Below are 21,972 nucleotides of genomic sequence, written 5' to 3'. Positions count from 1 at the left end.
TGTTAGGTATACTTTGGGTTTTAATAAAGATATTTTCTTATATTATCAGAGGATTAGAAAAGAATAGATCATGAATCAGAAATTAAAACAGATATATAAAAATAAAAAATAAGGAGATCGACAATGTTTATTGATTCAATTATTAAATTATTAGCTGGCTCTGGATTTGCGTCTCTCACCTGGCAGTCCATTCTAATGATTATAGTATCCTGCGTACTTATATATCTTGCCATTGGGAAGAAATTTGAACCCCTCCTTTTATTGCCGATTGCATTTGGCATGCTTCTTGCAAATCTGCCTTTAACGGGATTAATGGATGCACCATCCGATTCCAGCGATATCGGTGGGTTATTATATTACATATATTTAGGGGTTAAGAAAGGGATTTATCCTTCCTTAATATTTTTGGGTATTGGAGCTATGACAGATTTTGGTCCGTTAATAGCACGTCCTTGCAGTTTATTAATTGGAGCGGGCTCACAGTTTGGTATCGTGATAGCATTTATTATAGCTAATATTATTGGGTTTACTCCTCAAGAGGCATCATCTATCGGAATTATAGGAGGTGCAGATGGCCCTACTGCAATCTATCTGACAACCCGGCTTGCTCCTCATTTGTTAGCCTCTATTGCCATAGCCGCATATTCATATATGGCTCTTATACCATTAATACAGCCACCACTTATGAAATTACTTACAACGAAAAAAGAACACGAGATACAAATGGAACAATTGAGAACGGTATCCAAGATGGAAAAAATCTGTTTCCCAATCACGGTAGCAATATTCTGTATATTACTATTACCATCGGTGGCTCCGCTAATTGGGATGCTTATGTTAGGGAATCTATTTAGAGAATCAGGGGTTGTTGAGAGACTATCCGATACGGTTCAGAATGCACTAATTAATATTGTAACAATTTTTCTTGGTGTTACCGTTGGTGCTACGGCAACCGGTTCCGAATTTCTGAAACCACAAACGTTAGGAATAATAATACTTGGGTTGGTAGCATTTATGTTCAGTACCATTGGGGGACTATTAATCGGAAAGTTCATGTGCTGGGTGACAAAGGGTAAAATTAATCCTCTCATTGGATCGGCAGGTGTATCTGCTGTTCCGATGGCTGCTCGTGTATCACAGATTGAAGGACAGAAAGCCAATCCTGGCAATTACCTACTGATGCATGCTATGGGACCAAATGTGGCAGGTGTGATCGGTTCCGCTGTGGCTGCAGGTATTCTCTTATCATTGTTTGGTTAAATTCGATACGATCCAGTAAATTACTCTATTATATTGTAATTTACTGGATTTTTGTTATAATTACTTTATCATCAAGAACAACGTTTTATAGTCCGATTTGGTTATATTTATTAGAGTTAGGAGAGGAAGTTAACCAATGGATCGGAGTTTTAGTCGGTGACAAGCATTTCGATTGCACCGAGAAGGAGTTTCAGAAATTTCAATCAATCCTTTACAAATGATAGATATATACGTCTTTGAAGATAATATCATTGATAAATATATTCAGATTGGTTATATATTGATATGAAGGGTTTTGAAAAATTAAAATAAATATTGAAGTGTGTTTTAAGTTCCCTCAGACTAAAAGTTTGGGGGAATTTTGCTTTAGGGTTTGTATCTTTTTACATGAACAATTAATAAGCAGGGGAATATACTGTTATAAGATGAATCACCTATAATATATCATGGGGATTGGCGTGAATAACAGTACATACATGTAATTGTTTCATGCATACAGTTTTCATAACTAAGGGTAATGGTGATGTGGGAGGTATACATGAATAATGATAAAGATGTTAATATGACAAGTTCGTACTTATTCAGAGAAAATGGTTGGACTTTTTTACATATTGAAGGTACTCCTTGTGAAAGAGGATTTCAACATGGATATCATCTAGCGAAGGATATTTCAAATGTTTTTAATAATTTGGCCTCTATTACATATTTAAATACGGGAAAAAATATTCAGTATTTTATGGAAGTAGCACATAAGCTCTTTTTACCTCGTATTGATGGGGAATATATTGAAGAGATGCAAGGAATTATAGATGGAGCAGAGGCGGCTGGCTATAAAATTCCATTTGATGCTTTACTGGTGATGAATGGCTATATTGAGCTTATATATTATTGGTGGCCAAGTCATAAAGGTAATATGGAGAGTTGGGTAAATGATAAAAAGGAGCGTTGCAGTGCTTTTATCGCCACAGGAAATGCTACAAAAGATAATGGAATAGTGATGGGGCATAATACTTGGTGGGATTTTTTCTTGGCACAATACTTTTATGTAATTCTTGATATTATACCTACGGATGGATATAGAATAATGATGCAAAGCATTCCTGGATTCATTCACAGCATGTCGGACTTTTTTATTACGGGTGCCGGAATTATGGGTACTGCTACTACGATAAACGGGTTTTGTAGTTATAAAGAAGGTGGAGTTCCAGAATTTTCGCGTGTGCGAAAAGCGAAGCAATATGCAAGGACAATGGAAGAATGGGCATGTATCATGGAAAAAGATAATAATGGAGGAATCGCAAATAGCTGGCTTCTTGGAGATACCAATACAAATGAAATTGCTCGCTTTGAATTGGGTCTTGCGTACAGCAGTTTTGACAAATTGAAGAATGGATATTTTAGTGGATTTAACGAAGCAGAGGATGTTCAAATCAGAAATCTTGAGTGCGAGGATACTGAGTATAATGATATACGAGGGAACGGAGCACGAAGAGTAAGATGGAAACAACTTTTGGAGAATAATTATGGAAAAATCGATATAGAGAATGGTGCATTAATGTTGGAAGATCATTATGATATTTATTTGGGCATATACAAACCAAGTAATCGTACGATATGTGGGCATTCAGATGTTGATCCCTTTGAATATACCGGCAAGACAGGAGATAAACCCTTTAATCCCGGAGGTGCAGTTGATGGTAAAGTAGTATCAAGCAGTCTTGTAAAAGATTTTTCTTTTTGGGCGAGATACGGCAGGTCGTGCTGTATACCTTTCAATGTTGAAGTGTTTTTAAAGGAACATCCTCAATGGGAATGGCAGAGAGATTTTCTAGAGGATCGCCCGGCGCAGCCATGGACGCTTTTTAAGGGTAAATAGAATGTTGAGGATTGATTATTTTCAGGGCGGCAGGTATTGATTTGTTTTTGAGTATTAAAGTTTATTGCACATAGATATGGCGGGTAACTGTTTACCCGCCATATTAATATAGTTTCGAGAAAAATCATTTCAACTAAATAATTAATCTTGATGCTTTATTATATTGGAATTGTATATTATTGGCAAGTTTTCATTTTTTATAATTAAACCACTGAAGTAATTATGATTACCGAATTGATCTACTACATGCCAACGTTTCATAAGTTCAGAGTTGTTAATATAGGTAAAGTTTCCGAGTGTAAAAGGATCCATAAATATAATCCTATGATCATCATATCCGCAAGCGATTACATAATGATTATCTTTCCAGTCAAATTCATAGTCAATATTGTCATCTTTCCAAGCCTGTATGATAAGAATAGGAGTAATTTTGTTGTCAATATAAGATTTAACAATATCGATGTTCATATCTATGTTAAATGAGGCTTGGAAGCCAAGCTTTTGCATAAAGTTAATGATGTTATGATAATCTGTACCAAATATTGGCTTTTGTTGTAACAACTCTATCAATGTATCCTGTCGATATACGATACCGTAATTTGCAAGTATTGATTGAGCGCAAGCAACGCCACAAGTGTATATGGTTTCCTGATAACATAATGGTACAGGTACAAAGTGATTACAGGTATTAATATCTATTTTGGAATTAGCAATTTTCTCAATTTCAGTTTGCATTATTTATCACTCCTTATTAAAATTAGGAAAAAGATCTACAATAATAATATATGAAATAATGTCGAATAATGTGTTTTGGGTTAGATTTGAAAACAGTATGCTTTTTGGAGGGAAACATTCCGAGACTGGCCTAACATTATTGAGGAGGGAACATATATGAAGGGTGTGATGAAAGAAGGAATTTCAATATCGAGCTTCCCAGAGCTAATGTCGTATAAAAACGCTGGCGGAAAATACAATTATGATTTATGATATATTCAGATAAGAGAAATTTTTCCTGATGTTATCAATATATGTTGGTTTTATGCTAGTAAGCAGGGATTTGGAAGGTATGATAGCAGATGAATTTAGGGAGTTCATTCCAGCTCCTACTGTTGGAAAAAAGCAATCGGATGAATGTGAATTAAAATTTCTCTTACATATGTGCCTTAAAGGAGTGTTGAGTTATGATTTTATATTTTAGTGGAACAGGTAATAGTGCTTATATTGCAAAAAGGCTAGCGGAAGCGTTACAAGATGATCTACTATCCATAAACGGTAGAATAAAGACAAACGATAATTCCCGTATTGATACACAAAAACCACTGGTTTTTGTATTACCTACTTATGCATGGAGAATTCCAAAGGTAGTTGAACAATTGATTGAAAGAACAGAATTTAGTGAAAACATACCAGCATATTTTATCTTGACCTGTGGAAATGACATAGGAAACGCAGAAAAATATTTGTCCGTGCTGTGCAAAAAGAAACGGTTTTTATTTCGCGGTGTAAAGGGTATTGTAATGCCGGAAAATTACATAGCTCTTTATGAGGCTCCGGAACAGGAAGAAGCAAAACAGATCATAGAGCGAGCAGAGCCAGATATTAAGGAATGCATAGAAACAATTCACAATAAAGCTGATTTTCAGAACATAATACCATCTACATCAGATAAGATAAGAAGCTCGGTTGTTAATGTATGGTTTTATCCCTTTATTGTTAAGGCAGATAAATTTCGGGTTGATAATAAATGCATCAGCTGCGGCAAGTGCGTCACAGAATGCCCATTGAATAATATTCAGTTATTAGAGAATAAGCCTGTTTGGGGCAAGAGATGTACCCACTGTATGGCGTGTATCTGTAAATGTCCCACGGAGGCGATTGAATATGGAAAAGGTAGCGTAGGTAAACCGCGTTATCAGTGTCCAAAATAGGAATTGCTGTTAATCCGAGCCAATTGGAGATGGTGTATTGATGTTGCGGGGCGAGGTGTGAAGTTATTGTTCGGCTTCTGTAGGCGAGGAAATGGAGAAATGGGAAATTGAATTACATAAGTGATAAATGTCAGACAAAGTATCCTGTTGTTTTAATCCATGGGGCTGGCTTTCGGGATAGAAAACATCTGAATTATTGGGGGAGAATACCCAAGGTTTTAACAAAGCATGGTTGTAGATTATTTTATGGGCAGCAGGATAGTTGGGCGACGATAGAAGATAATGCTGAGGTAGTAAAAAACAGAATCGAAAAGGTACTTGCACAGACCGGTGCAGAGAAAGTCAACCTGGTCGCTCACTCGAAAGGGGGACTAGAATCAAGATATATAATTTCTACACTGGATATGTCATCTAAGATTGCAAGCTTGACTACTATTGCAACACCTCATCATGGATCAAAAACAATGGATGTGATTTTTAAATTACCAAATGTATTAATAAGAATAGTAGGAGTATTTGCGAATTTGTGGTTTCGAATACTCGGCGATAAAAAGCCGGATTTTTACAAAGTATGTGGACAGTTTAAAACTGGTTTTGCAAAAGAATTTAATAAGGATAATCCGGATGCACTAGGAGTATATTATCAGAGTTATGCTGCCGTCATGAACAATTCCTTCAGTGATATGTTTCTAAAATATAATATCACTCCAATTAAACAGACAGAAGGTACAAAGAACTTATCAATCATGATGGGTGGTTATGAGTTGCTTGTTAATGCTGTTGTTGTTTTTGTATGTGAACTACTGATATATTTATACATATTTTTAACTCATAAAGTGGGGATAATTCCAGTTCCATCCATCGTTATCAATTCCCTAGTGTCTTTGGTCGGTATTGTAATTCTGCTATGGAATGGACTATTGCGTGTTATCATATTATCATCACAAGTAGGTATTACTTTAAAAATATTATTGTTTTTCACTTGGTGGATTCCATTATTAAATATAATATTTTTTTGGAAATGTTGTCATATCGTTCGTAGAGAATACACTTTTGAAGTATCAAAGATGGAATTAAATAACCAAAGAAAAGAAAGTGAAATATGCAAAACAAAATACCCGATCTTACTTGTACACGGTATATTCTGGAGGGACTGGCAGGTATTTAACTATTGGGGAAGAATCCCCCGAGAGTTAATTAAAAACGGAGCAACTATTTACTACGGAAGCCAGCAGTCAGCAACTTCCATGGAAGTGTGTGCAAATGAGATCAAAGAGCAAATTCTTAATATCATGGAAAAGGAACACTGTGATAAGGTTAATATCATTGGTCATTCAAAAGGCGGGCTAGATGCAAGATATGCAATCAGCTGTTTGGGGATTGAGCAACATATTGCCTCCTTAACTTCGATAGGCACGCCTCATAAAGGTTGCAGATTTGTTGATAACATATTAGAGAAATTACCGGAAAAATTTGTGCTTGCATTTGCTAAAAAATATAACTCAATGTATTTAAAACTTGGTGATAAAACACCGGATTTTTTTAGCGGAATATATGATTTGACGACAGAAAAATGCGCGGAGTTTAATGAAAAGGTTCCGAATAAAGAAGGAGTTCTGTATCAAAGTATTGCATCGAAAATGAGTAGTATGTTCAGTGCTGGATTCCCTTTGAACATCGGCTATGCGTTGATTGCACCGAAGGAAGGGGAAAACGATGGCTTTGTTACGGTGGAGTCATCAAAGCACGGTAACTATTTGGGGTGTTATACAACAAAAAGAAATAGAGGGGTTTCGCATGGAGATATGATTGACTTGATGAGAAAGAATATTCAGGAGTTTGATGTTTGTGAATCCTATGTAGATATAGTCAAGGGACTCAAAGCAAAAGGATTATAGACTAACCAAAATACATTAACCCAAAATACATATGAACTGCCGCCGGAGCCGATAGGCTTTGGTGGCAGTTTTTTACTGTTATTCAGAAAGATGATTGATGAAGATACACATGTTTAATTAAATATATTATGAAAAGTATCTTGACATTAGCAATTAAATTGTATACAATGTATTTGTAAAGATTGCATACAATTTAAAAGCGCAAAACCAGAAAGAGTAGCAAGGTGAAATGTGAAAATTGGAGAAATGTATTGCAGTATCTATTTAATTAAAAAAATAAAATTTATAATGGAGGAATTAAGATGGAAGTTAAAAATATCAATTTAAATAATTTCGAACAGGAAGTTTTGCAGGCAGAAATACCGGTATTGGTAGATATCTGGGCACCTTGGTGTGGACCATGTAAAATGCTTGGTCCTATTGTGGAAGAAGTGGCGCTGGAGAACAACCAGGTAAAGGTTGTAAAGGTGAACGCGGATGAAGCACCGGAACTGGCACAAAAGTATGGGGTATCTTCGATACCAACTTTACTTGTTATTAAAGATGGACAGTTAGTAAAACGTTCGGTTGGTCTAATTTCAAAAGTAGATATTTTAAAGTTGCTTGAAGTATAGAAAACAGACAGCTTGGACTAAGAAGGAAGTTGTTGGAAAACCATATCAGTATATCAAAGCAGCGGGAGAGGGTAATGTTGCAGCATTATCAGCAGTATCCTATTTGAATGTGAAACGGAGAGGAACTATTTAGTAGACATAGAAGAGGCTGGCAATTAATTGCCAGCCTCTTCTATGTGGTATCTGAATTTTTGAATTCTTTAAAGGATCTGAAAATTACCGGTAACATCTGTATAATCATTTTGTAGAATACTAGTAGAAATATAATTTGACAAATAATAATGAATAGCTTATCATGTAGTTATGAATACTATATAACAAAGTAATAAGAAATGGGTGATGAAGATATGCTAGATAAAATGATGAATATAGGAGTATACGGGGATTCGATTTTGAAGGGAATTCAAATTAATCCTGAAAATAAAAAATATTATGTTAATAATAATATTGATATAGAAATGCTAAGCAAAAAATACGCGATTCAAATTAAAAATTATTCGAGCTTTGGATGTACAGTAACAAAAGGAAGAAATATGCTCAAAAAAGGCTTGGAGAAAAATATAAGATGCGACGCAATTTTAATGGATTACGGCGGAAATGATTGTGATTATAATTGGAAAGCAATTTCGGAAAATCCTAAGGGTATTTATTCTCCAAATACTCCAATTGAACTATTTAAAGAAACATATTGTGATATCATTGATATGTTAAAGAAGAAAGGGATATTGCCAATATTGACTACATTACCTCCGTTAGAACCACAAAACTTTTTTAATTGGTTTTGCAGAGATTTAAATAAAAAAAATATACTGATGTGGCTAGGTGAGATCAAAAACATTTACTATCATCAGGAGAATTATTCTAAAATGATTGAAAAAATTGCATTGGAAACACAAACTCCTTTAGTTGATTTAAGAGGAGAATTTATAAAGTCCGGGAATGTCAAAGAGTTACTTTGTGAGGATGGAACTCATCCGAATACATTAGGTCAAAAAGTCATTGCATCGTCATTTAATAGTTTTGCTAATAGATTTCTGTATGCATAACGTAAGTAGAGCAATTAAAGGGATTAAAAGTAAAAGGATTAAAAGTAAAAGGATAGTACCCATAAAGTACTATCCTTTTCTCGTTCTAGTTTGCCATTATTCATTTAGAATAAAATCCCTAGATCCCTGTGGCACGAAAATATGTTCAATTCTTGGTAGTGATATCCCAAGTGTTTCTCGAAGGACATCCTCTACGGTTTCAACAGCGATGATGGTCAATTGTTCCTTTACTTCTGCCGGAACATCCTTTAGATCAGTAACATTATCCTTTGGGATGAGTACTTTCGTGATGCCAGCACGCTGTGCACCTAATAGCTTTTCTTTCAAGCCTCCGATTGGTAATACGGCACCTCTTAAGGTGATCTCTCCGGTCATTGCAATTTTCGGATTAACCTTCATTCCGGTGATAAGGGATGCCAATGCTGTAAATAAAGCGATACCTGCTGATGGGCCATCTTTGGGAACTGATCCAGAGGGAACGTGAATATGTAGATCACGTTCTTTGAAGTTTACCGTATTCAGCGGAAGTCTTGATTTTAAAAGGCTCAGGGAAATTCTTGCCGACTCCTTCATAACATCTCCCAGCTTTCCGGTTAGGATCACATCCCCGCCGCCCGGCATATCAGTGGCTTCGATGAAGAGGATTTCTCCTCCTACAGGTGTCCATGCAAGACCCGTCACTACACCGGGAGGATTATCCTGTTGTGCCTTATCATGCCTTGAGACTTGTCGTCCTAGGATATCTTCCAATTCATCAGTTTTAATCGTATAGGGGAGGGCAGTAGTACCGGAGACAATTTTCTCCGATGTTACCCTTGCCAGTGCAGACAGTTGCTTTTTCAGCCCTCTTACGCCGGCTTCCAGAGTATAATCTCCAATAATTTTCTGTAATACATCATCTTCAATAACCAGTTGTTCCTTAGTTAAACCATGATCCTGTAACACAGATGGGATAAGATGATTCTTGCCAATGTGGAATTTCTCGTTTGAGGTATAGCTGGAGATCTGAATGACTTCCATTCGATCCAGCAAAGGTCCCGGAATGGATTCCAGTGAATTTGCAGTTGCGATAAAAAACACATCGGATAAATCATATGGTAAATCCAGATAATGATCAGTAAAGCTGTTGTTCTGTTCTGGGTCGAGTACCTCAAGAAGAGCACTGGCGGGGTCACCGCTGTAACCTCCGGTCATCAACTTGTCAATCTCGTCGAGAATCATAACGGGATTTGTAGATCCGGCTTTTTTGATGCTCTGTAGGATTCTGCCAGGCATAGCGCCGATATATGTTCTTCTATGTCCTCTGATTTCGGCCTCATCACGAATTCCACCAAGACTTAATCGAATATATTCTCGGTCAAGCGCTTCTGCGATGCTTTTGCCAAGGCTTGTCTTGCCGGTACCGGGAGGACCTACAAGTAGGAGGATAGAGCCTTTTTTGTCTCTCTTCAATTGTAAAACTGCTAAGTGCTGGATGATTCTATCTTTTACTTTTTCAAGGCCATAATGCTGTTCATTCAGAATCGTGCGTGCTTTCTCAAGATTCGTAGGCTCGGACTTTGATTTTTGCCAGGGCAGTTGGATTAATAGCTCCAAATAATTACGTATTACATTCTGCTCTGTACCGGAGGGACCTTGTGATTCCAGTTTGTCCAATTCCTCTAGAGCAGCATTTTTAATCTCTTCCGGCATCTGTGCTTCTTCAATTCTTGTTAAATAATCTTTGTCCTTCTTGGTGGTTTCCCGTTTACCCTCATTCAGTTCCTCCTGAATGACTCTCAACTGCTCTCTAAGCATTTGTTCTCTGTAATGTTTATTCGCCTTCTCGGTGAACTTCTCATTTATCTGCATATTTAGCTCGATGGATTCCTTTTGCTTGAGCAAAACATCCATGAAATGCAAGCTGCGTTCCTTTAAGGACTCTATCTTGAGTAATTCATATTTCGCCTGATTTGACAATGGCATAAACTGACTCAGATATCCAATCAACGTATTGATGTCTTCAAATTCATTGACAATCTTAATGTACTGATCTCCACCACGGAATTTTTCGCTGATTTCACGAACAAGTTTTTTCAAGTAGCCAAGAACTTCTTCATTGGCTTTCTCATCTAAATCTATAATATCCGGGCTTACTTCGTATTCGGCTAGTATAATGCCGTCCTCAATATGAAGTTCCGTTACTTCGACTCTGTCAGTGATTTCAACCGTCAGGCGAACGCCGGTTTCCTTCCTCTCAACGTTATTAATGAGAAAAGATACGCCGATTTTGTAAAAATCCTCTTCCAATCGTTCTTCGCTGTCAACATTTTGTTTGAGTGGAAGAGCGATATTTGCAGTAGTATCGCTTTCTAGGTAGCGTAGTTGTGCTTCATCCGGTGATTCCAAATAAATCATTGTCACAACGCCGGGCAATAATACGGTATTTGATACGGGAATTACAATTCCCTTTTGATTATTATTATCTAAATTTGTCATATATATCATCCTTTCTATGAGTATAAGTGAATGTTCATTTAATTATAGGTTAAATAATTGCGAGATTTTTTGAAGATTTTATCCGACAAAATAATCCCGCAGGTAGGACTTATATAAGAATTGCTGTCTGTATAATTTTGATCATCTCTTGCAGCAAATGCGCTCGTTCTTCCTCCGTTTTATGATGATCCGTCGCAATCGCTTTTACCGGATAGAAAATAATCGCCAGCAGATTATCATTATTGTAATCTTTTATAATCTGATTCTTCTTCATCTCCGTGATCAGTGTGTAGATATTACAGATTCCTGTTTTACCGGAGCAACTGTTCGCCAGGGAAGGGCAGTTGGAGAACTGTTCCACAAAGCTGAAAACTTCTCTATGCTCCAATATATAGTTGTAATAACTTCTTACGAGCATTTCAATGAGTTGATAACCCTCCATATCCCGGCTGATTTGCTCTAACAAATAATCATAGAGTTCTTCGGAATACTCGCTATAAATATCCTGCAGCATATTTTCTTTGTTTTCAAAGTAAATGTATACGGTTGCCGGTGAAACACCAGCCATTTTAGCAATTTTTGAGATAGAAGTTCCATGAAAGCCCTCTTGAAGGATAAGCTTTATAACCGCTTCTTTGATACATCTTTCTTTTTCATTATCTTTTCTTCTCATAAGCCACCTCGATATAGTTTTATAATAAATGATCATTCACTTATAGTCAATTAAAATTTTATAAGAATAAATAAAAAAATTATAAAGTGAAAAAGGGGAGACTTAAATTGTAGAATGTAACTATGAATGGTATTAAGTGAATGGTAATGTATCGATAAACTTAAAACAATTTTTAAATTACTTTGTATCAAATCTTTAGTTTTTTTGTCAAAGTTTTATCGGTTATATAATGTTTCGAAATTCAGGGATGAAAGTAATCAGTAAGCGAAACGAGTAATTCATTACAAAAATCCTCTTCATTAATGTTAAGTATGGCTCTTATTGACTAATGTGTTTTCTTATAGTATCAATAAATATTTTCATTTGTGGGGTAATCCATTTATTCTTATGATATACAAGTTGACTCCACATCTTAATATCTATGCAATCTGTATCAATGACCGCGAGCATACCTGCTTTAACATAATCGTGAATAACATATAATGGTAAAAAGGACAATCCAACATTCTCAAGTAACATTTTACTAATTATATCTGTGTTTCCAATTTCAATAGACGGATGAATTTCATATCCTTGCGCTGCTAATATTTGTTCTAAATCATATCGATAACTAAACCCTTTTTCTGTTAATATAAATGGCTCCTTAAGTATTATTTCAAGTGGTACATTTTTTTGTAAAGCAAGAGGATGTCTACTGGACGCAACAAAAACGATAGATTCAGGTCGCTCTGCAACTTTTACCCATTCTGGAGAATACATTATTTTATCCAAAAAATAAATAATGTCAACATCGTTATGCCGAATCATATCAAATAGCTCTGTATTAAGCCCTGTTATGATACTTGTATTAACCAATGGACATAATTTCCGAAATTCTAAAAGAATGGGGGGTAAAACACTGATAGCAAGAGATTCTGCAACACCGATACGTAATGTTCCGGATGGCGCTTCATTTTTGTTAGTAAAGTCTTTTGCCTCTTGAACTGATTTCAGAACGTTAGTTGCATAATTAATAAATATCTTACCGTCATCTGTTAATTTTACATGCTTTCCAATTCGATCAAATAATTGTATATTAAGTTCCCGTTCTAGTTGCTTAATCTGAACAGTAACAGCAGATTGTGAATATCCTAATTGCTCTGCTGCATATGAAAAATTTTGTAACTCTGCAACTCTTAGAAATGTTGTTATGTTTCTTATCTCCATAATATTCCACCTATTAAAAAAATTAAACAATATTATAAAATCTATGAATTTAACAAAACTATAAACTGATGTTATTCTAATTGAAAGAAAAAGTCAAGGTAATGAGTTTTAATAAAAAACGTGCATGGAGATGAGGATATGAATTTAGTAGGTAGAACACAAAATGAGCAATTATGTACAGCAATCCAGGAGTTTGCAGATTCTTTTATTACTTCGTATGAAAATATGAAGTCTCAAAAAGTTATCCAAATTGCAGAAGATGAAACAATAGCAAAGTTACGTAAAATGGGTATTCCAAAAGAAGGGCGACCTGTTATGGAGGTTGTTAATGAAATGATGACAGAGGTCTATTCTAATCAAGCTATCATGCAACATCCACGCTGTTTTGCATTTATACCGAGTCCGACATCACTTTATTCATGGCTTGGTGATATTATGACTAGCTCTTATAACCCCCATGCTGGTAGTTGGATGCAGAGTTCGAGTGCAAGTTGTATTGAGCAGGAAGTGATTAGGTGGATGTGTAAGCAGGCTGGATATCCGAATACTTCCTCTGGTATTTTTGTGTCTGGCGGTTCCATGGCTAATCTCACCGCGCTGACCATTGCACGTAATGAAAAATTGTCAGAAGATAATTATGGATTGGGGGTTGCTTATGTTTCAGAACAAACACACTCATCTGTTTCAAAAGGTTTAAGTATCATTGGATTTAGAGCAAATCAGATCAGAAAAATTCCTACCGACACTGAATTCCATATGGACATGCCATCTTTAAAAAAGGCAGTTACTGATGATCTTTCTGCAGGGAATATCCCGTTTACTATAATCGCAACTGCTGGTACAACTAATACAGGAAGTATTGATCCATTGGATGAAATCGCTGACCTCTGTAAGGAGTATAATATTTGGATGCACGTAGACGGTGCGTATGGTGCTTCTATATTAGCATCATCTAAATATAAAAAACTTTTGAATGGAATTGAACGTTCAGATAGTATCAGTTGGGATGCCCATAAATGGTTAATGCAGACTTATGGTTGTAGTGCCGTCCTAGTGCAAGATAAAAGAAATCTTGTTAATTGCTTCGATACACACCCAGAATATCTAAAAGATGCAACCACCCAGAATGATCAGGTAAATTATTGGGATTTAGGACCAGAATTGACACGCCCAGCACGAGCTTTAAAGCTGTGGACTACTATGCAGATTATGGGTACAGATGCCATAAGCAATGCAGTCGAACATGGTTTTCAGTTGGCGAAATGGGCAGAAGATGAAATAAAAAAATATCAGTATTGGGAAATCGTCTCTCCCGCCCAACAAGCCATAGTGAATTTTCGGTATGCCCCTCCAGGATTAACAGATCAGAAGCTTGACATACTAAATCAACAAATTTCACAGGAAACTTTGAATCATGGGTATGCCGCTATACTTACAACGGAACTCAAAGGGAAAAAAGTTTTGAGAATATGTTCAATCAACCCTGAAACTACAAAAGAAGATATAAGAAGTACAGTAAAGTTACTGGATAATTATGCTTGTAAAATTTCAGGTAAAGGTATATAGCATTTTAATATTTCTCATGATAGATTGCAGGTGAAGTTGAAGGGAGTATCAAATGCCAAACAAACAAGAATGTATTGTCAGAAGAGCAACGATAGAGGATTTAGAAAAGTTAATTTCTTTTACTTTAGCAGAAGCAATTGACTCAGAGGGATTAGATATTAACAACATTAGAGTATTGGATGGAATAAAGACTGCTTTAGAAGATGAGAGTATTGCAAAATATTGGGTGTTAGAGGTAGATGGTTCTGTTATCGGTAATATTTCAGTGGTCAAGGAATGGAGCGATTGGTATGGAGGATATTATTGGTGGATACAAAGCATGTATATTGATCCACAGTTACGAGGACAGGGATTAATGAAACTTTTATTGCATGATATAATGCATAAAGCAAAAGAGGAACAAGCGGTGGAAGTTAGATTGTATGTTCATCATGAGAATAAGACAGCAATAAAGGCATATACGACAGCAGGATTTCGAGATTCTGAATATAAAATTATGAGAATTGATATATGATTTATTAAACTAATATCTAGATGGAAGTTAGCATAGTTATTGAACTTCATGTATACCCATTATCATCAGAATGCTATCCATTAGAATATTAATGTCAATTGTTAGATACCCGTATTTTATTTTTTGCCATGGTTTTCTTGAAACACAAGTTGAATGTAAAGGTAAATTCTTGATTTTCGCTTTAACCTTGCAAAGAAGAAATTAATTATGCATTTTACGTTTATATTTAAATTGCTCTTGACTTGGAGTTGGCTCCAAGGATTACAATCGAATTATCAAAAGATTAGGGAGAGTAAAAAGAGTATTTTAAGAATTGTGAAAGTGCATACTTGGGTATACTATGCCTGTACTGCAGAAGCGCAGGATGAGCTTAGAGCGAACTCACGCCCGGAACTTGCAGAAAATATTAATGTAACTGATTACGATGTGATCTTTCTTGGATATCCGAATTGGTGGAATACTATGCCCATACCGATATATTCTTTCCTAGAAGGGCATGACTTTACTGGTAAAACCATTTACCCCTTCTGTACTCATGAGGAGAGCGGTATGGGAAGTTGTGAATCAGATTTACGAAAACTAACAACGGATGGTGATATAAAGAAAGGACTTGCGGTATTTGGTTCTTCTGTGGCGCAAGAAAAATCAAATGTAAAAAACTGGATTATGAAAGGGTGAAAGTTATGGAATATTCTAAATTAGGTAATAGTGGAATTGAAGTGTCCCGTATATGTGTAGGGTGTATGAGTTTTGGGGATCCTGCCAGCAAAATGCACGCTTGGACATTGAATCAATCAGAAAGTGAGACAATTATTAAACATGCTTTGAACCTTGGTATAAATTTTTTTGATACAGCAAACTGTTATTCCGCAGGAACTAGCGAGGAGTATTTGGGAAAAGCGATTAGGAATAATGCGTCACGTGATAATGTGGTAATTGCAACAAAGGTTTTTTTCAATGAAGGAAATCTTTCAAAAGAGGCAATTCCTAGAGAACTTGACGGCTCTTTAAAACGATTAGGGATGGACTATGTGGATTTGCTGATTATTCACCGATTTGATTATAATACTCCGGTGGAGGAAACGATGGAGGCTCTCCACAAGGTAGTACAATCCGGAAAGGTTCGCTCAATCGGTGCATCAGCTATGTATGGATATCAGTTTGCCAAACTTCAAAATACTGCTGAGAAGAACGGATGGACAAAGTTTATATCAATGCAGAATCATTACAACCTTCTATATCGTGAAGATGAAAGAGAATTAATACCGATTTGCAAGGAACAAGGAGTAGTTTTAACACCATACAGCCCACTCGCAGCAGGAAGATTGACCAGACCCTGGTCAGCTGAAACAATGCGTAGTCAAACAGATGTCACAGCAATTGGAAAATATGACAGTACAAAGGATACTGATATGGAAATCGTAAAAAGAGTATCCGAGCTGGCAGCAAAACGTAATTGCACTATGACACAGATTGCTTTGGCATGGCAGTTAGCCAAAGGAGTGACTTCACCTCTAATAGGAGCAACTAAAGCGAAATATTTTGATGATGCAGTGGGTTGCTTTGATATATTATTAAATAAAGAAGAAATAGAATCTCTAGAAGAATTATATGTTCCTCATAAAATTGTTGGAGCGATATAAGAGGATAGGATTATGACAATAAAGGAAGTGAGTAACAAATATAATATCACACAAGATACACTGCGGTATTATGAACGTATTGGTATGATTCCACCTGTTACTCGTACTTCAGGTGGAATTCGTGATTTTCAGAAAAGTGATTTAAACTGGGTTGAACTTGCAATATGTATGCGAAGTGCAGGACTTCCTGTTGAAGTTATGATTGAGTACGTTAAGTTATTTCAAGGGGGTGATTCGACGATCCCCGCAAGGCTTCAGTTGTTAATTGATCAGAGGAAAGTTCTCCTAGAACAAAGAAAACAGATTGATGCAACCCTGGATCGCCTGAATTACAAAATTGCAAGATATGAAATAGCGGTCGAAACAGGTGAGTTAACATGGAATAAGAAAGTAAATAGTGAAGATATGAGTGATCGATATCGGTAGAAAGTATCAGAAGACGGTGGCTCAAGTTATTTAGAGTTTGGGACATTCCTAACAGTGCCAGATATTGTCTCAAACTGCTTCAAAAAGTCCATAATTTCATTGAGCGGCTTTTGTTGTCCATCCAGTAACCACTTTCGCCAAATCGCGTAAACACCGGCCGACATGAAGGTTGTCCAGTATTCATCGCCATCTGGAGCATAAAATTTAGTTATTTCTTCTATGAAAATCTTTTGAATAATTGGTTCAAATCCACGGTCAACAGACGTGAGAATATCATCACCAAACGTGTTAAAGAACTTTAACTGGCTATCAAACTTTACAGAATATTGTGAGCTTTGTTGAATAATGTGAAAAACATCCGCAATCTTCGGCTGGTAATATTCATATATAATCTGCTCAAGTCCGTCAAAATTGCGATAAAATGCCATACGGCTTACGCCGGCTCGTTTGCATACTTGGGATACTGTCAGCGCCGTGAACTTTTCGGTTGTTAACATTTGCAGCATGGCTGTTGTGATAAAATCTTTTGTATCCTTTTTGATGTTTTGCGCGTGCTTTGTAGCTGCCATTACAATACCTCCTTGACTGTCACAGATGAACGTATCTGTGTTGATTTCAACCTGATGATAGTATATACTAATGCCACAGAGGTTACAAGTGAAACATTAGTTAAAGGAGGAATTTATAATGGATAATGAGTTGGTCTTAGTGACAGGCGGAAGTGGTTTCATTGCCGTACATATAATCTTGAAACTTTTAAATCAAGGATACCGCGTTCGTACAACGCTTCGTACAATGTCACGCCAGGATGAGGTTAAATCAATGCTTGCATGTGGGGGTATCACAGATTTTTCAAATCTAGATTTTATTCAAACTGATTTGACAAGTGATAATAACTGGAGGGAAGCAGCAACTGATGCGACTTATGTTATTCATGTTGCATCGCCAACACCTGCCACTCGTCCTGATGATGGAGATGAGATGGTTAAAATGGCGGTTGATGGCACTTTACGAGTAATGAAGGCAGCGAAAGCAGCGGGTGTGAAACGGGTAGTACTAACTTCTGCTTCAGGAGCAATACTTTCTGGACATAAATCTCACCCTGAGATTTTTACGGAAGAGGATTGGACGAATTTATCGAGTAATATTGATGCTTATCAACGCTCAAAAACCATGGCAGAACTTGCAGCGTGGGAGTTTGCTAAGCAGGAAAATATGGAGTTATCGGTTGTTAATCCGGTAGCGGTCATGGGACCTATACTTGGACAGGACTATTCGCACTCTAATCAAATAATCCGTGCGATGTTGAATGGCAAAATGCCACTCCTTTTAAAAATTGGTTTTGATTGTGTTGATGTACGAGATGTCGCAGACTTACATTTACTTGCCATGACTCGTTCGGAGGCCATCGGAGAGAGGTTCCTCGCAACAACGGGTGAAAATCTGACTTACAAAGAAGAAGCGAACATTTTGCAAAGATGCTTAGGAAGTACGGCGAAAAATGTCTCCACGAAAGAAATACCTAACTTTCTCGTGAAATTTCTTGCATTATTTAACAAAGATTTGCGTATGCCAGCGACATTTTTAGGACAAAACACTGCCTGTAGTAACGCAAAAGCAAAAAAGATACTTGGCTGGCAGCATAGATCAGCAGAGGAAGCAATTATGGCAACTGCAAAAAGCATGGTTCAGCTCGGATTGATTAATAAATAGAATACATATTATTGTATTAATCGATAAATTATTATTTATAAAAGGCCGCTTATATTCAAGTGTTTTGAATATGAGCGGTCTTTTTATGTATAAGGAATTTAGTTTTTTCTTTAGCGACTCAAATTTATTTATAACCTGACATGATGCTGTCAGATTATTAGGTTATAATATAACTGGGATATTTGGTTCTGCTGGATACATGTAAGAATGCAGTACTATCTTGTTATAAAAAGATACAAAAGGAGGGAAAGTCGAGACAAAGTATGCTCGACGATAATATGCAGATAAATAGACTTTTTGAAATTATATATATTTTACTCAGTAAAAAATCCATAACTGCAAAGGAATTGGCGGAGTATTTTGAGGTATCGGTAAGAACGATCTACCGGGATATTGATACTCTGTCCTCCGCAGGAATACCAATCTATGCGACTCAGGGAAAGGGTGGAGGGATCTCTCTGCTTGAGAATTACATTTTTGATAAATCAGTTCTATCTGAGCGGGAACAGGATGAGATATTATATGCACTGCAAAGCCTATCAATAACGCAATCACCGGAGACAGATAAGATATTAAACAAATTTAGTAATCTGTTCAATAAAAACTTAACAAATTGGATTGAGGTGGATTTCAGCCCGTGGGGCAGCGAGGAAAGAAGTAGGAGCCAGTTTACAATTATAAAAGAAGCCATCTTAAGCCAGAGAGTACTGGAATTTAATTATATCAATTCATCCGGTGAAAAGTGCATGCGGAGGGTTGAACCTGTTAAATTGATCTTCAAAGTAAATGCCTGGTATCTGGAAGCAGTCTGCCTAACTAAAAATGCATTAAGAAATTTTAAAATTGTAAGAATGTCTGATGCCATAATAACACAGGAGAGTTTCGCTGAAAAAAACTTTAAAGTCAGGACGAAGGAAGAACCTTTGAATCGAAAGGAAAGGTGGATTCAGGTGTGTTTGTATCTATCAGCGAAAGGTTCATATCGTGTATACGAGGAGTTCAATGAAAAAGATATTACTAAAAACGAGGATGGTTCCTATACAATTGTAACCACCTTGCCAGAAAATGATTGGGCAATCCGATATATTCTATCCTTTGGTGCTGATATGGAAGTATTAGCACCGTTAAAGCTACGGGATAAGATAAAGAATGAAATAAATCAAATTAATAAAAAATATCAAAGATAACCTGACATAATGATGTCAGGTTATCTTTGATATGATCTTTCTATGATAAATTCTCATAAATCATAATAAGGAGGTCTATCCATGAAGAATTTTAATCATATATCAATTGATCCAAACGAGTTTGCAGGAAAGCGTGTACTTGTAACGGGTGGTACGAAGGGTGGCATGGGGGAAGCAATTGTAAAACGTCTTACAAATTCCGGTGCTACAGTAATCACAACAGCCAGGACCACTCCGGATAATTTAAAAGAGCCAAAGTTATTTGTACAGTCAGACGTTAGTACACCAAATGGCACAACCAAAATCGTGGAGTATATATTGGAACAATTTGGAGGCGTGGACATCCTGGTAAATAATATCGGTGGTTCATCAACACCCACCGGAGGATGTTGCGGAGCTCGTTGCTTTTTTGGTGTCTGATCGAGCGTCCTATATTGTTGGAGCAGAGCATACTATTGATGGTGGGATTGTCAGAACAATATAAACTTAGAATTTGGATAATATTAAGGAGAATAAAAAATATGATAAAGAAAACATTTACCTTACCACAAACAATTTTAAACTACTATCATGCCTCTGAGGTCTATGATTACGAATTACTTGAAGAGTGCTTTGCAAAGGATGCTTTGCTGGTAGATGACGGAGAAGAGTATCATGGATCAAAAGCAGTTAGTGCATACATTATGGAGGCGAATCGTTCTGCTAACGTAACGACGGAAATCACAAATTGTGTAGAGAATAACGAAGAAATGGTGGTTACTGGGACGATTTCAGGTGATTTTGAGGGAAGCCCGGTTCCGCTTGACTTTCACTTTACACTTCATAATGAGAAAATAACAACCTTAAGAATCGAGATTGCTGGTGAATAATATGAATAGACAAAAAAATAAATTATCAGAGACATTTTATGAAGTTATTAAAAATGAGGGAATAGTTACAATAGTAACTTGGGGCAAAGATGAGCCACATATCGTGAATGAGTGGAACTCATATTTGATGGTAACGGAGGATGAACGTATTCTTATTCCTGCAGGTATCATGCGTAAAACAGAGGAAAACATATTAATAAATAATAAAATTAAAATGGCATTAGGAAGCAAAAATGTTACAGGCTTTAATAATTATCCCGGGACAGGTTTTGTATTGGAAGGTACAGCAAAGTTTATTAGCACAGGTGCGGAATATGATAGGATGAAGAATAAATTTTCGTTTCTAACTAGAGTTATGGAGATTACAGTAACTAAATGCGAGCAAATGTTATAAGAACATTTTTTGGTAAGAATACATTAGGAATTACTATAAACAAATTAAGCTCTTGAATTCGATTACACGCAGGTAGTATTTATAAACATCTTTTGAAATTAATAAGGTGATATAAAAACACGAGGAGAGGAACTTATGTACACAAAAGTAGCAAATTCTATATATAAGGTACTCAATATGTTTCTAATGGTCAAGAGCTAATGAAATCAAAATATATTAATACGAGGATGACACAATGAATAATATTGATATGAGATTAAGCGATATTATAAATCGTTCCATAAGTATAAGGGATCAATACCATAACTTGGAGAGACAATACCATGGTAGCGAATGGACGATCGAGGAGGATGCGCTTGCATTTTTAACGGATGCAGGACTTGTCGGCAGATTGACAATGGCACAACAAAAGAGATGGCCAATATCGGGAGATGAAGAATCTGAATTAGAACATAAACTCAGTGAATGTATATGGTGGTTGATCGTTCTTGCAAATAGAATGGATATTGATATGATGAAGTCGTTAGAAGAGTTTTTATCAAAGCTCGAAAGATGATAAATAAGATTGCATGATCTTTAAACAATGAGTGAGTGACTATGCTCTAAGGTATAATCGTAATTAAAAAGATATATTTTGTGGATTATGACATGCACCGAGTGTTCAATGATACAATATAGTAA

24 protein-coding genes are annotated in these 21,972 nt (G+C 36.3%); 19 read left to right on the top strand and 5 right to left on the bottom strand.

The window, feature by feature from the left end; genetic code table 11:
* Positions 1–123: 123 nt before the first annotated feature.
* The gene (locus tag AC6IWN_RS09030; RefSeq protein WP_497992049.1) at positions 124–1,260 is read left to right on the top strand and encodes a sodium ion-translocating decarboxylase subunit beta; all 1,137 of its coding nucleotides are present in this window, start codon (positions 124–126) and stop codon (positions 1,258–1,260) included.
* A 538-nt stretch (positions 1,261–1,798) separates the two neighbouring features.
* Positions 1,799–3,136, top strand: a complete 1,338-nt coding sequence (locus AC6IWN_RS09025; RefSeq protein WP_497992048.1) for a C45 family autoproteolytic acyltransferase/hydrolase — start codon at positions 1,799–1,801, stop codon at positions 3,134–3,136.
* 141 nt (positions 3,137–3,277) lie between these two features.
* Here AC6IWN_RS09025 and AC6IWN_RS09020 read toward each other — a convergent pair whose 3' ends face one another.
* On the bottom strand, positions 3,278–3,871 hold the full coding sequence (locus AC6IWN_RS09020) for a cysteine peptidase family C39 domain-containing protein (protein ID WP_497992047.1): 594 nt from the start codon (positions 3,869–3,871) through the stop codon (positions 3,278–3,280).
* A 446-nt stretch (positions 3,872–4,317) separates the two neighbouring features.
* Between AC6IWN_RS09020 and AC6IWN_RS09015 the strand changes: the two genes are divergently transcribed.
* The 5 genes from AC6IWN_RS09015 to AC6IWN_RS08995 all read left to right on the top strand — a co-directional run bounded on the left by AC6IWN_RS09015 (position 4,318) and on the right by AC6IWN_RS08995 (position 8,622).
* On the top strand, positions 4,318–5,064 hold the full coding sequence (locus AC6IWN_RS09015) for an EFR1 family ferrodoxin (protein ID WP_497992046.1): 747 nt from the start codon (positions 4,318–4,320) through the stop codon (positions 5,062–5,064).
* Between the two features lie 107 nt (positions 5,065–5,171).
* The gene (locus AC6IWN_RS09010; RefSeq protein ID WP_497992045.1) at positions 5,172–6,962 is read left to right on the top strand and encodes an esterase/lipase family protein; all 1,791 of its coding nucleotides are present in this window, start codon (positions 5,172–5,174) and stop codon (positions 6,960–6,962) included.
* A 302-nt stretch (positions 6,963–7,264) separates the two neighbouring features.
* Entirely contained in the window at positions 7,265–7,576 is a 312-nt protein-coding gene (gene trxA, locus AC6IWN_RS09005) for a thioredoxin (RefSeq protein WP_497992044.1), read from the top strand.
* Complete coding sequence (locus AC6IWN_RS09000) at positions 7,566–7,709, top strand: hypothetical protein (protein ID WP_497992043.1); 144 nt, start codon at positions 7,566–7,568, stop codon at positions 7,707–7,709. Before trxA ends, AC6IWN_RS09000 begins: the two co-directional genes overlap by 11 nt.
* Before the next feature lie 214 nt (positions 7,710–7,923).
* On the top strand, positions 7,924–8,622 hold the full coding sequence (locus AC6IWN_RS08995; RefSeq protein ID WP_497992042.1) for an SGNH/GDSL hydrolase family protein: 699 nt from the start codon (positions 7,924–7,926) through the stop codon (positions 8,620–8,622).
* 96 nt (positions 8,623–8,718) lie between these two features.
* On the opposite strand, the gene lon is transcribed toward AC6IWN_RS08995, so the two are convergent.
* From lon to AC6IWN_RS08980, 3 genes are all read right to left on the bottom strand, one after another.
* Complete coding sequence (lon, locus tag AC6IWN_RS08990; RefSeq protein WP_497992041.1) at positions 8,719–11,100, bottom strand: endopeptidase La; 2,382 nt, start codon at positions 11,098–11,100, stop codon at positions 8,719–8,721.
* A 109-nt stretch (positions 11,101–11,209) separates the two neighbouring features.
* On the bottom strand, positions 11,210–11,773 hold the full coding sequence (locus AC6IWN_RS08985) for a TetR/AcrR family transcriptional regulator (protein WP_497992040.1): 564 nt from the start codon (positions 11,771–11,773) through the stop codon (positions 11,210–11,212).
* A gap of 318 nt (positions 11,774–12,091) precedes the next feature.
* Positions 12,092–12,979, bottom strand: a complete 888-nt coding sequence (locus AC6IWN_RS08980; protein ID WP_497992039.1) for a LysR family transcriptional regulator — start codon at positions 12,977–12,979, stop codon at positions 12,092–12,094.
* 138 nt (positions 12,980–13,117) lie between these two features.
* Between AC6IWN_RS08980 and AC6IWN_RS08975 the strand changes: the two genes are divergently transcribed.
* The 5 genes from AC6IWN_RS08975 to AC6IWN_RS08955 all read left to right on the top strand — a co-directional run bounded on the left by AC6IWN_RS08975 (position 13,118) and on the right by AC6IWN_RS08955 (position 17,128).
* The gene (locus tag AC6IWN_RS08975; RefSeq protein WP_497992038.1) at positions 13,118–14,545 is read left to right on the top strand and encodes a pyridoxal phosphate-dependent decarboxylase family protein; all 1,428 of its coding nucleotides are present in this window, start codon (positions 13,118–13,120) and stop codon (positions 14,543–14,545) included.
* A gap of 52 nt (positions 14,546–14,597) precedes the next feature.
* Positions 14,598–15,059 carry a GNAT family N-acetyltransferase gene (locus tag AC6IWN_RS08970; RefSeq protein WP_497992037.1) on the top strand — a complete coding sequence of 154 codons (462 nt, stop codon included), beginning with the start codon at positions 14,598–14,600 and terminating at the stop codon, positions 15,057–15,059.
* Between the two features lie 207 nt (positions 15,060–15,266).
* Positions 15,267–15,737 carry a flavodoxin gene (locus AC6IWN_RS08965; RefSeq protein WP_497992036.1) on the top strand — a complete coding sequence of 157 codons (471 nt, stop codon included), beginning with the start codon at positions 15,267–15,269 and terminating at the stop codon, positions 15,735–15,737.
* 5 nt (positions 15,738–15,742) lie between these two features.
* Complete coding sequence (locus AC6IWN_RS08960) at positions 15,743–16,702, top strand: aldo/keto reductase (RefSeq protein WP_497992035.1); 960 nt, start codon at positions 15,743–15,745, stop codon at positions 16,700–16,702.
* Positions 16,703–16,714: 12 nt separating this feature from the next.
* Complete coding sequence (locus tag AC6IWN_RS08955) at positions 16,715–17,128, top strand: MerR family transcriptional regulator (protein ID WP_497992034.1); 414 nt, start codon at positions 16,715–16,717, stop codon at positions 17,126–17,128.
* A gap of 26 nt (positions 17,129–17,154) precedes the next feature.
* On the opposite strand, the gene AC6IWN_RS08950 is transcribed toward AC6IWN_RS08955, so the two are convergent.
* Positions 17,155–17,697: a TetR/AcrR family transcriptional regulator gene (locus tag AC6IWN_RS08950; RefSeq protein ID WP_497992033.1), complete on the bottom strand. Its 543-nt coding sequence runs from the start codon at positions 17,695–17,697 to the stop codon at positions 17,155–17,157.
* A gap of 118 nt (positions 17,698–17,815) precedes the next feature.
* Here AC6IWN_RS08950 and AC6IWN_RS08945 point away from each other — a divergent pair, with 118 nt between their 5' ends.
* The 7 genes from AC6IWN_RS08945 to AC6IWN_RS08915 all read left to right on the top strand — a co-directional run bounded on the left by AC6IWN_RS08945 (position 17,816) and on the right by AC6IWN_RS08915 (position 21,847).
* Positions 17,816–18,841 carry an SDR family oxidoreductase gene (locus AC6IWN_RS08945; protein ID WP_497992032.1) on the top strand — a complete coding sequence of 342 codons (1,026 nt, stop codon included), beginning with the start codon at positions 17,816–17,818 and terminating at the stop codon, positions 18,839–18,841.
* Between the two features lie 263 nt (positions 18,842–19,104).
* Positions 19,105–20,028 carry a helix-turn-helix transcriptional regulator gene (locus tag AC6IWN_RS08940; protein ID WP_497992031.1) on the top strand — a complete coding sequence of 308 codons (924 nt, stop codon included), beginning with the start codon at positions 19,105–19,107 and terminating at the stop codon, positions 20,026–20,028.
* 81 nt (positions 20,029–20,109) lie between these two features.
* A complete protein-coding gene (locus AC6IWN_RS08935; RefSeq protein WP_497992030.1) occupies positions 20,110–20,448 on the top strand; it encodes an SDR family NAD(P)-dependent oxidoreductase in 339 nt (112 codons plus the stop codon).
* Entirely contained in the window at positions 20,390–20,512 is a 123-nt protein-coding gene (locus AC6IWN_RS08930) for an SDR family oxidoreductase (protein ID WP_497992029.1), read from the top strand. Before AC6IWN_RS08935 ends, AC6IWN_RS08930 begins: the two co-directional genes overlap by 59 nt.
* A gap of 37 nt (positions 20,513–20,549) precedes the next feature.
* Positions 20,550–20,897: a nuclear transport factor 2 family protein gene (locus AC6IWN_RS08925; RefSeq protein WP_497992028.1), complete on the top strand. Its 348-nt coding sequence runs from the start codon at positions 20,550–20,552 to the stop codon at positions 20,895–20,897.
* 1 nt (position 20,898) lies between these two features.
* Positions 20,899–21,291, top strand: coding sequence for a pyridoxamine 5'-phosphate oxidase family protein (locus AC6IWN_RS08920; protein ID WP_497992027.1), 393 nt, complete (start codon positions 20,899–20,901; stop codon positions 21,289–21,291).
* 235 nt (positions 21,292–21,526) lie between these two features.
* Positions 21,527–21,847, top strand: coding sequence for a hypothetical protein (locus AC6IWN_RS08915; protein ID WP_497992026.1), 321 nt, complete (start codon positions 21,527–21,529; stop codon positions 21,845–21,847).
* Positions 21,848–21,972: the final 125 nt, after the last annotated feature.

Source organism: Variimorphobacter sp. HTMS_6, from assembly GCF_059717775.1.
Note: the sequence above shows the minus strand (reverse complement) of the source record. Positions and strands in the feature narration are given on the sequence as shown.

Bases quoted from the DNA above. Each gene is read 5' to 3' on its own strand.
- AC6IWN_RS08950 (WP_497992033.1), bottom strand. From the start codon at position 17,697: ATGGCAGCTACAAAGCACGCGCAAAACATCAAAAAGGATACAAAAGAT.
- AC6IWN_RS08995 (WP_497992042.1), top strand. From the start codon at position 7,924: ATGCTAGATAAAATGATGAATATAGGAGTATACGGGGATTCGATTTTG.
- AC6IWN_RS09025 (WP_497992048.1), top strand. From the start codon at position 1,799: ATGAATAATGATAAAGATGTTAATATGACAAGTTCGTACTTATTCAGA.
- AC6IWN_RS08975 (WP_497992038.1), top strand. From the start codon at position 13,118: ATGAATTTAGTAGGTAGAACACAAAATGAGCAATTATGTACAGCAATC.
- AC6IWN_RS08970 (WP_497992037.1), top strand. From the start codon at position 14,598: ATGCCAAACAAACAAGAATGTATTGTCAGAAGAGCAACGATAGAGGAT.
- AC6IWN_RS08940 (WP_497992031.1), top strand. From the start codon at position 19,105: ATGCTCGACGATAATATGCAGATAAATAGACTTTTTGAAATTATATAT.
- AC6IWN_RS08980 (WP_497992039.1), bottom strand. From the start codon at position 12,979: ATGGAGATAAGAAACATAACAACATTTCTAAGAGTTGCAGAGTTACAA.
- AC6IWN_RS09020 (WP_497992047.1), bottom strand. From the start codon at position 3,871: ATGCAAACTGAAATTGAGAAAATTGCTAATTCCAAAATAGATATTAAT.
- trxA (WP_497992044.1), top strand. From the start codon at position 7,265: ATGGAAGTTAAAAATATCAATTTAAATAATTTCGAACAGGAAGTTTTG.
- AC6IWN_RS08915 (WP_497992026.1), top strand. From the start codon at position 21,527: ATGAATAATATTGATATGAGATTAAGCGATATTATAAATCGTTCCATA.
- lon (WP_497992041.1), bottom strand. From the start codon at position 11,100: ATGACAAATTTAGATAATAATAATCAAAAGGGAATTGTAATTCCCGTA.
- AC6IWN_RS08960 (WP_497992035.1), top strand. From the start codon at position 15,743: ATGGAATATTCTAAATTAGGTAATAGTGGAATTGAAGTGTCCCGTATA.
- AC6IWN_RS08985 (WP_497992040.1), bottom strand. From the start codon at position 11,773: ATGAGAAGAAAAGATAATGAAAAAGAAAGATGTATCAAAGAAGCGGTT.
- AC6IWN_RS08935 (WP_497992030.1), top strand. From the start codon at position 20,110: ATGAAGAATTTTAATCATATATCAATTGATCCAAACGAGTTTGCAGGA.
- AC6IWN_RS08965 (WP_497992036.1), top strand. From the start codon at position 15,267: ATGCATTTTACGTTTATATTTAAATTGCTCTTGACTTGGAGTTGGCTC.
- AC6IWN_RS08955 (WP_497992034.1), top strand. From the start codon at position 16,715: ATGACAATAAAGGAAGTGAGTAACAAATATAATATCACACAAGATACA.
- AC6IWN_RS08945 (WP_497992032.1), top strand. From the start codon at position 17,816: ATGGATAATGAGTTGGTCTTAGTGACAGGCGGAAGTGGTTTCATTGCC.
- AC6IWN_RS08920 (WP_497992027.1), top strand. From the start codon at position 20,899: ATGAATAGACAAAAAAATAAATTATCAGAGACATTTTATGAAGTTATT.
- AC6IWN_RS09030 (WP_497992049.1), top strand. From the start codon at position 124: ATGTTTATTGATTCAATTATTAAATTATTAGCTGGCTCTGGATTTGCG.
- AC6IWN_RS09015 (WP_497992046.1), top strand. From the start codon at position 4,318: ATGATTTTATATTTTAGTGGAACAGGTAATAGTGCTTATATTGCAAAA.
- AC6IWN_RS08925 (WP_497992028.1), top strand. From the start codon at position 20,550: ATGATAAAGAAAACATTTACCTTACCACAAACAATTTTAAACTACTAT.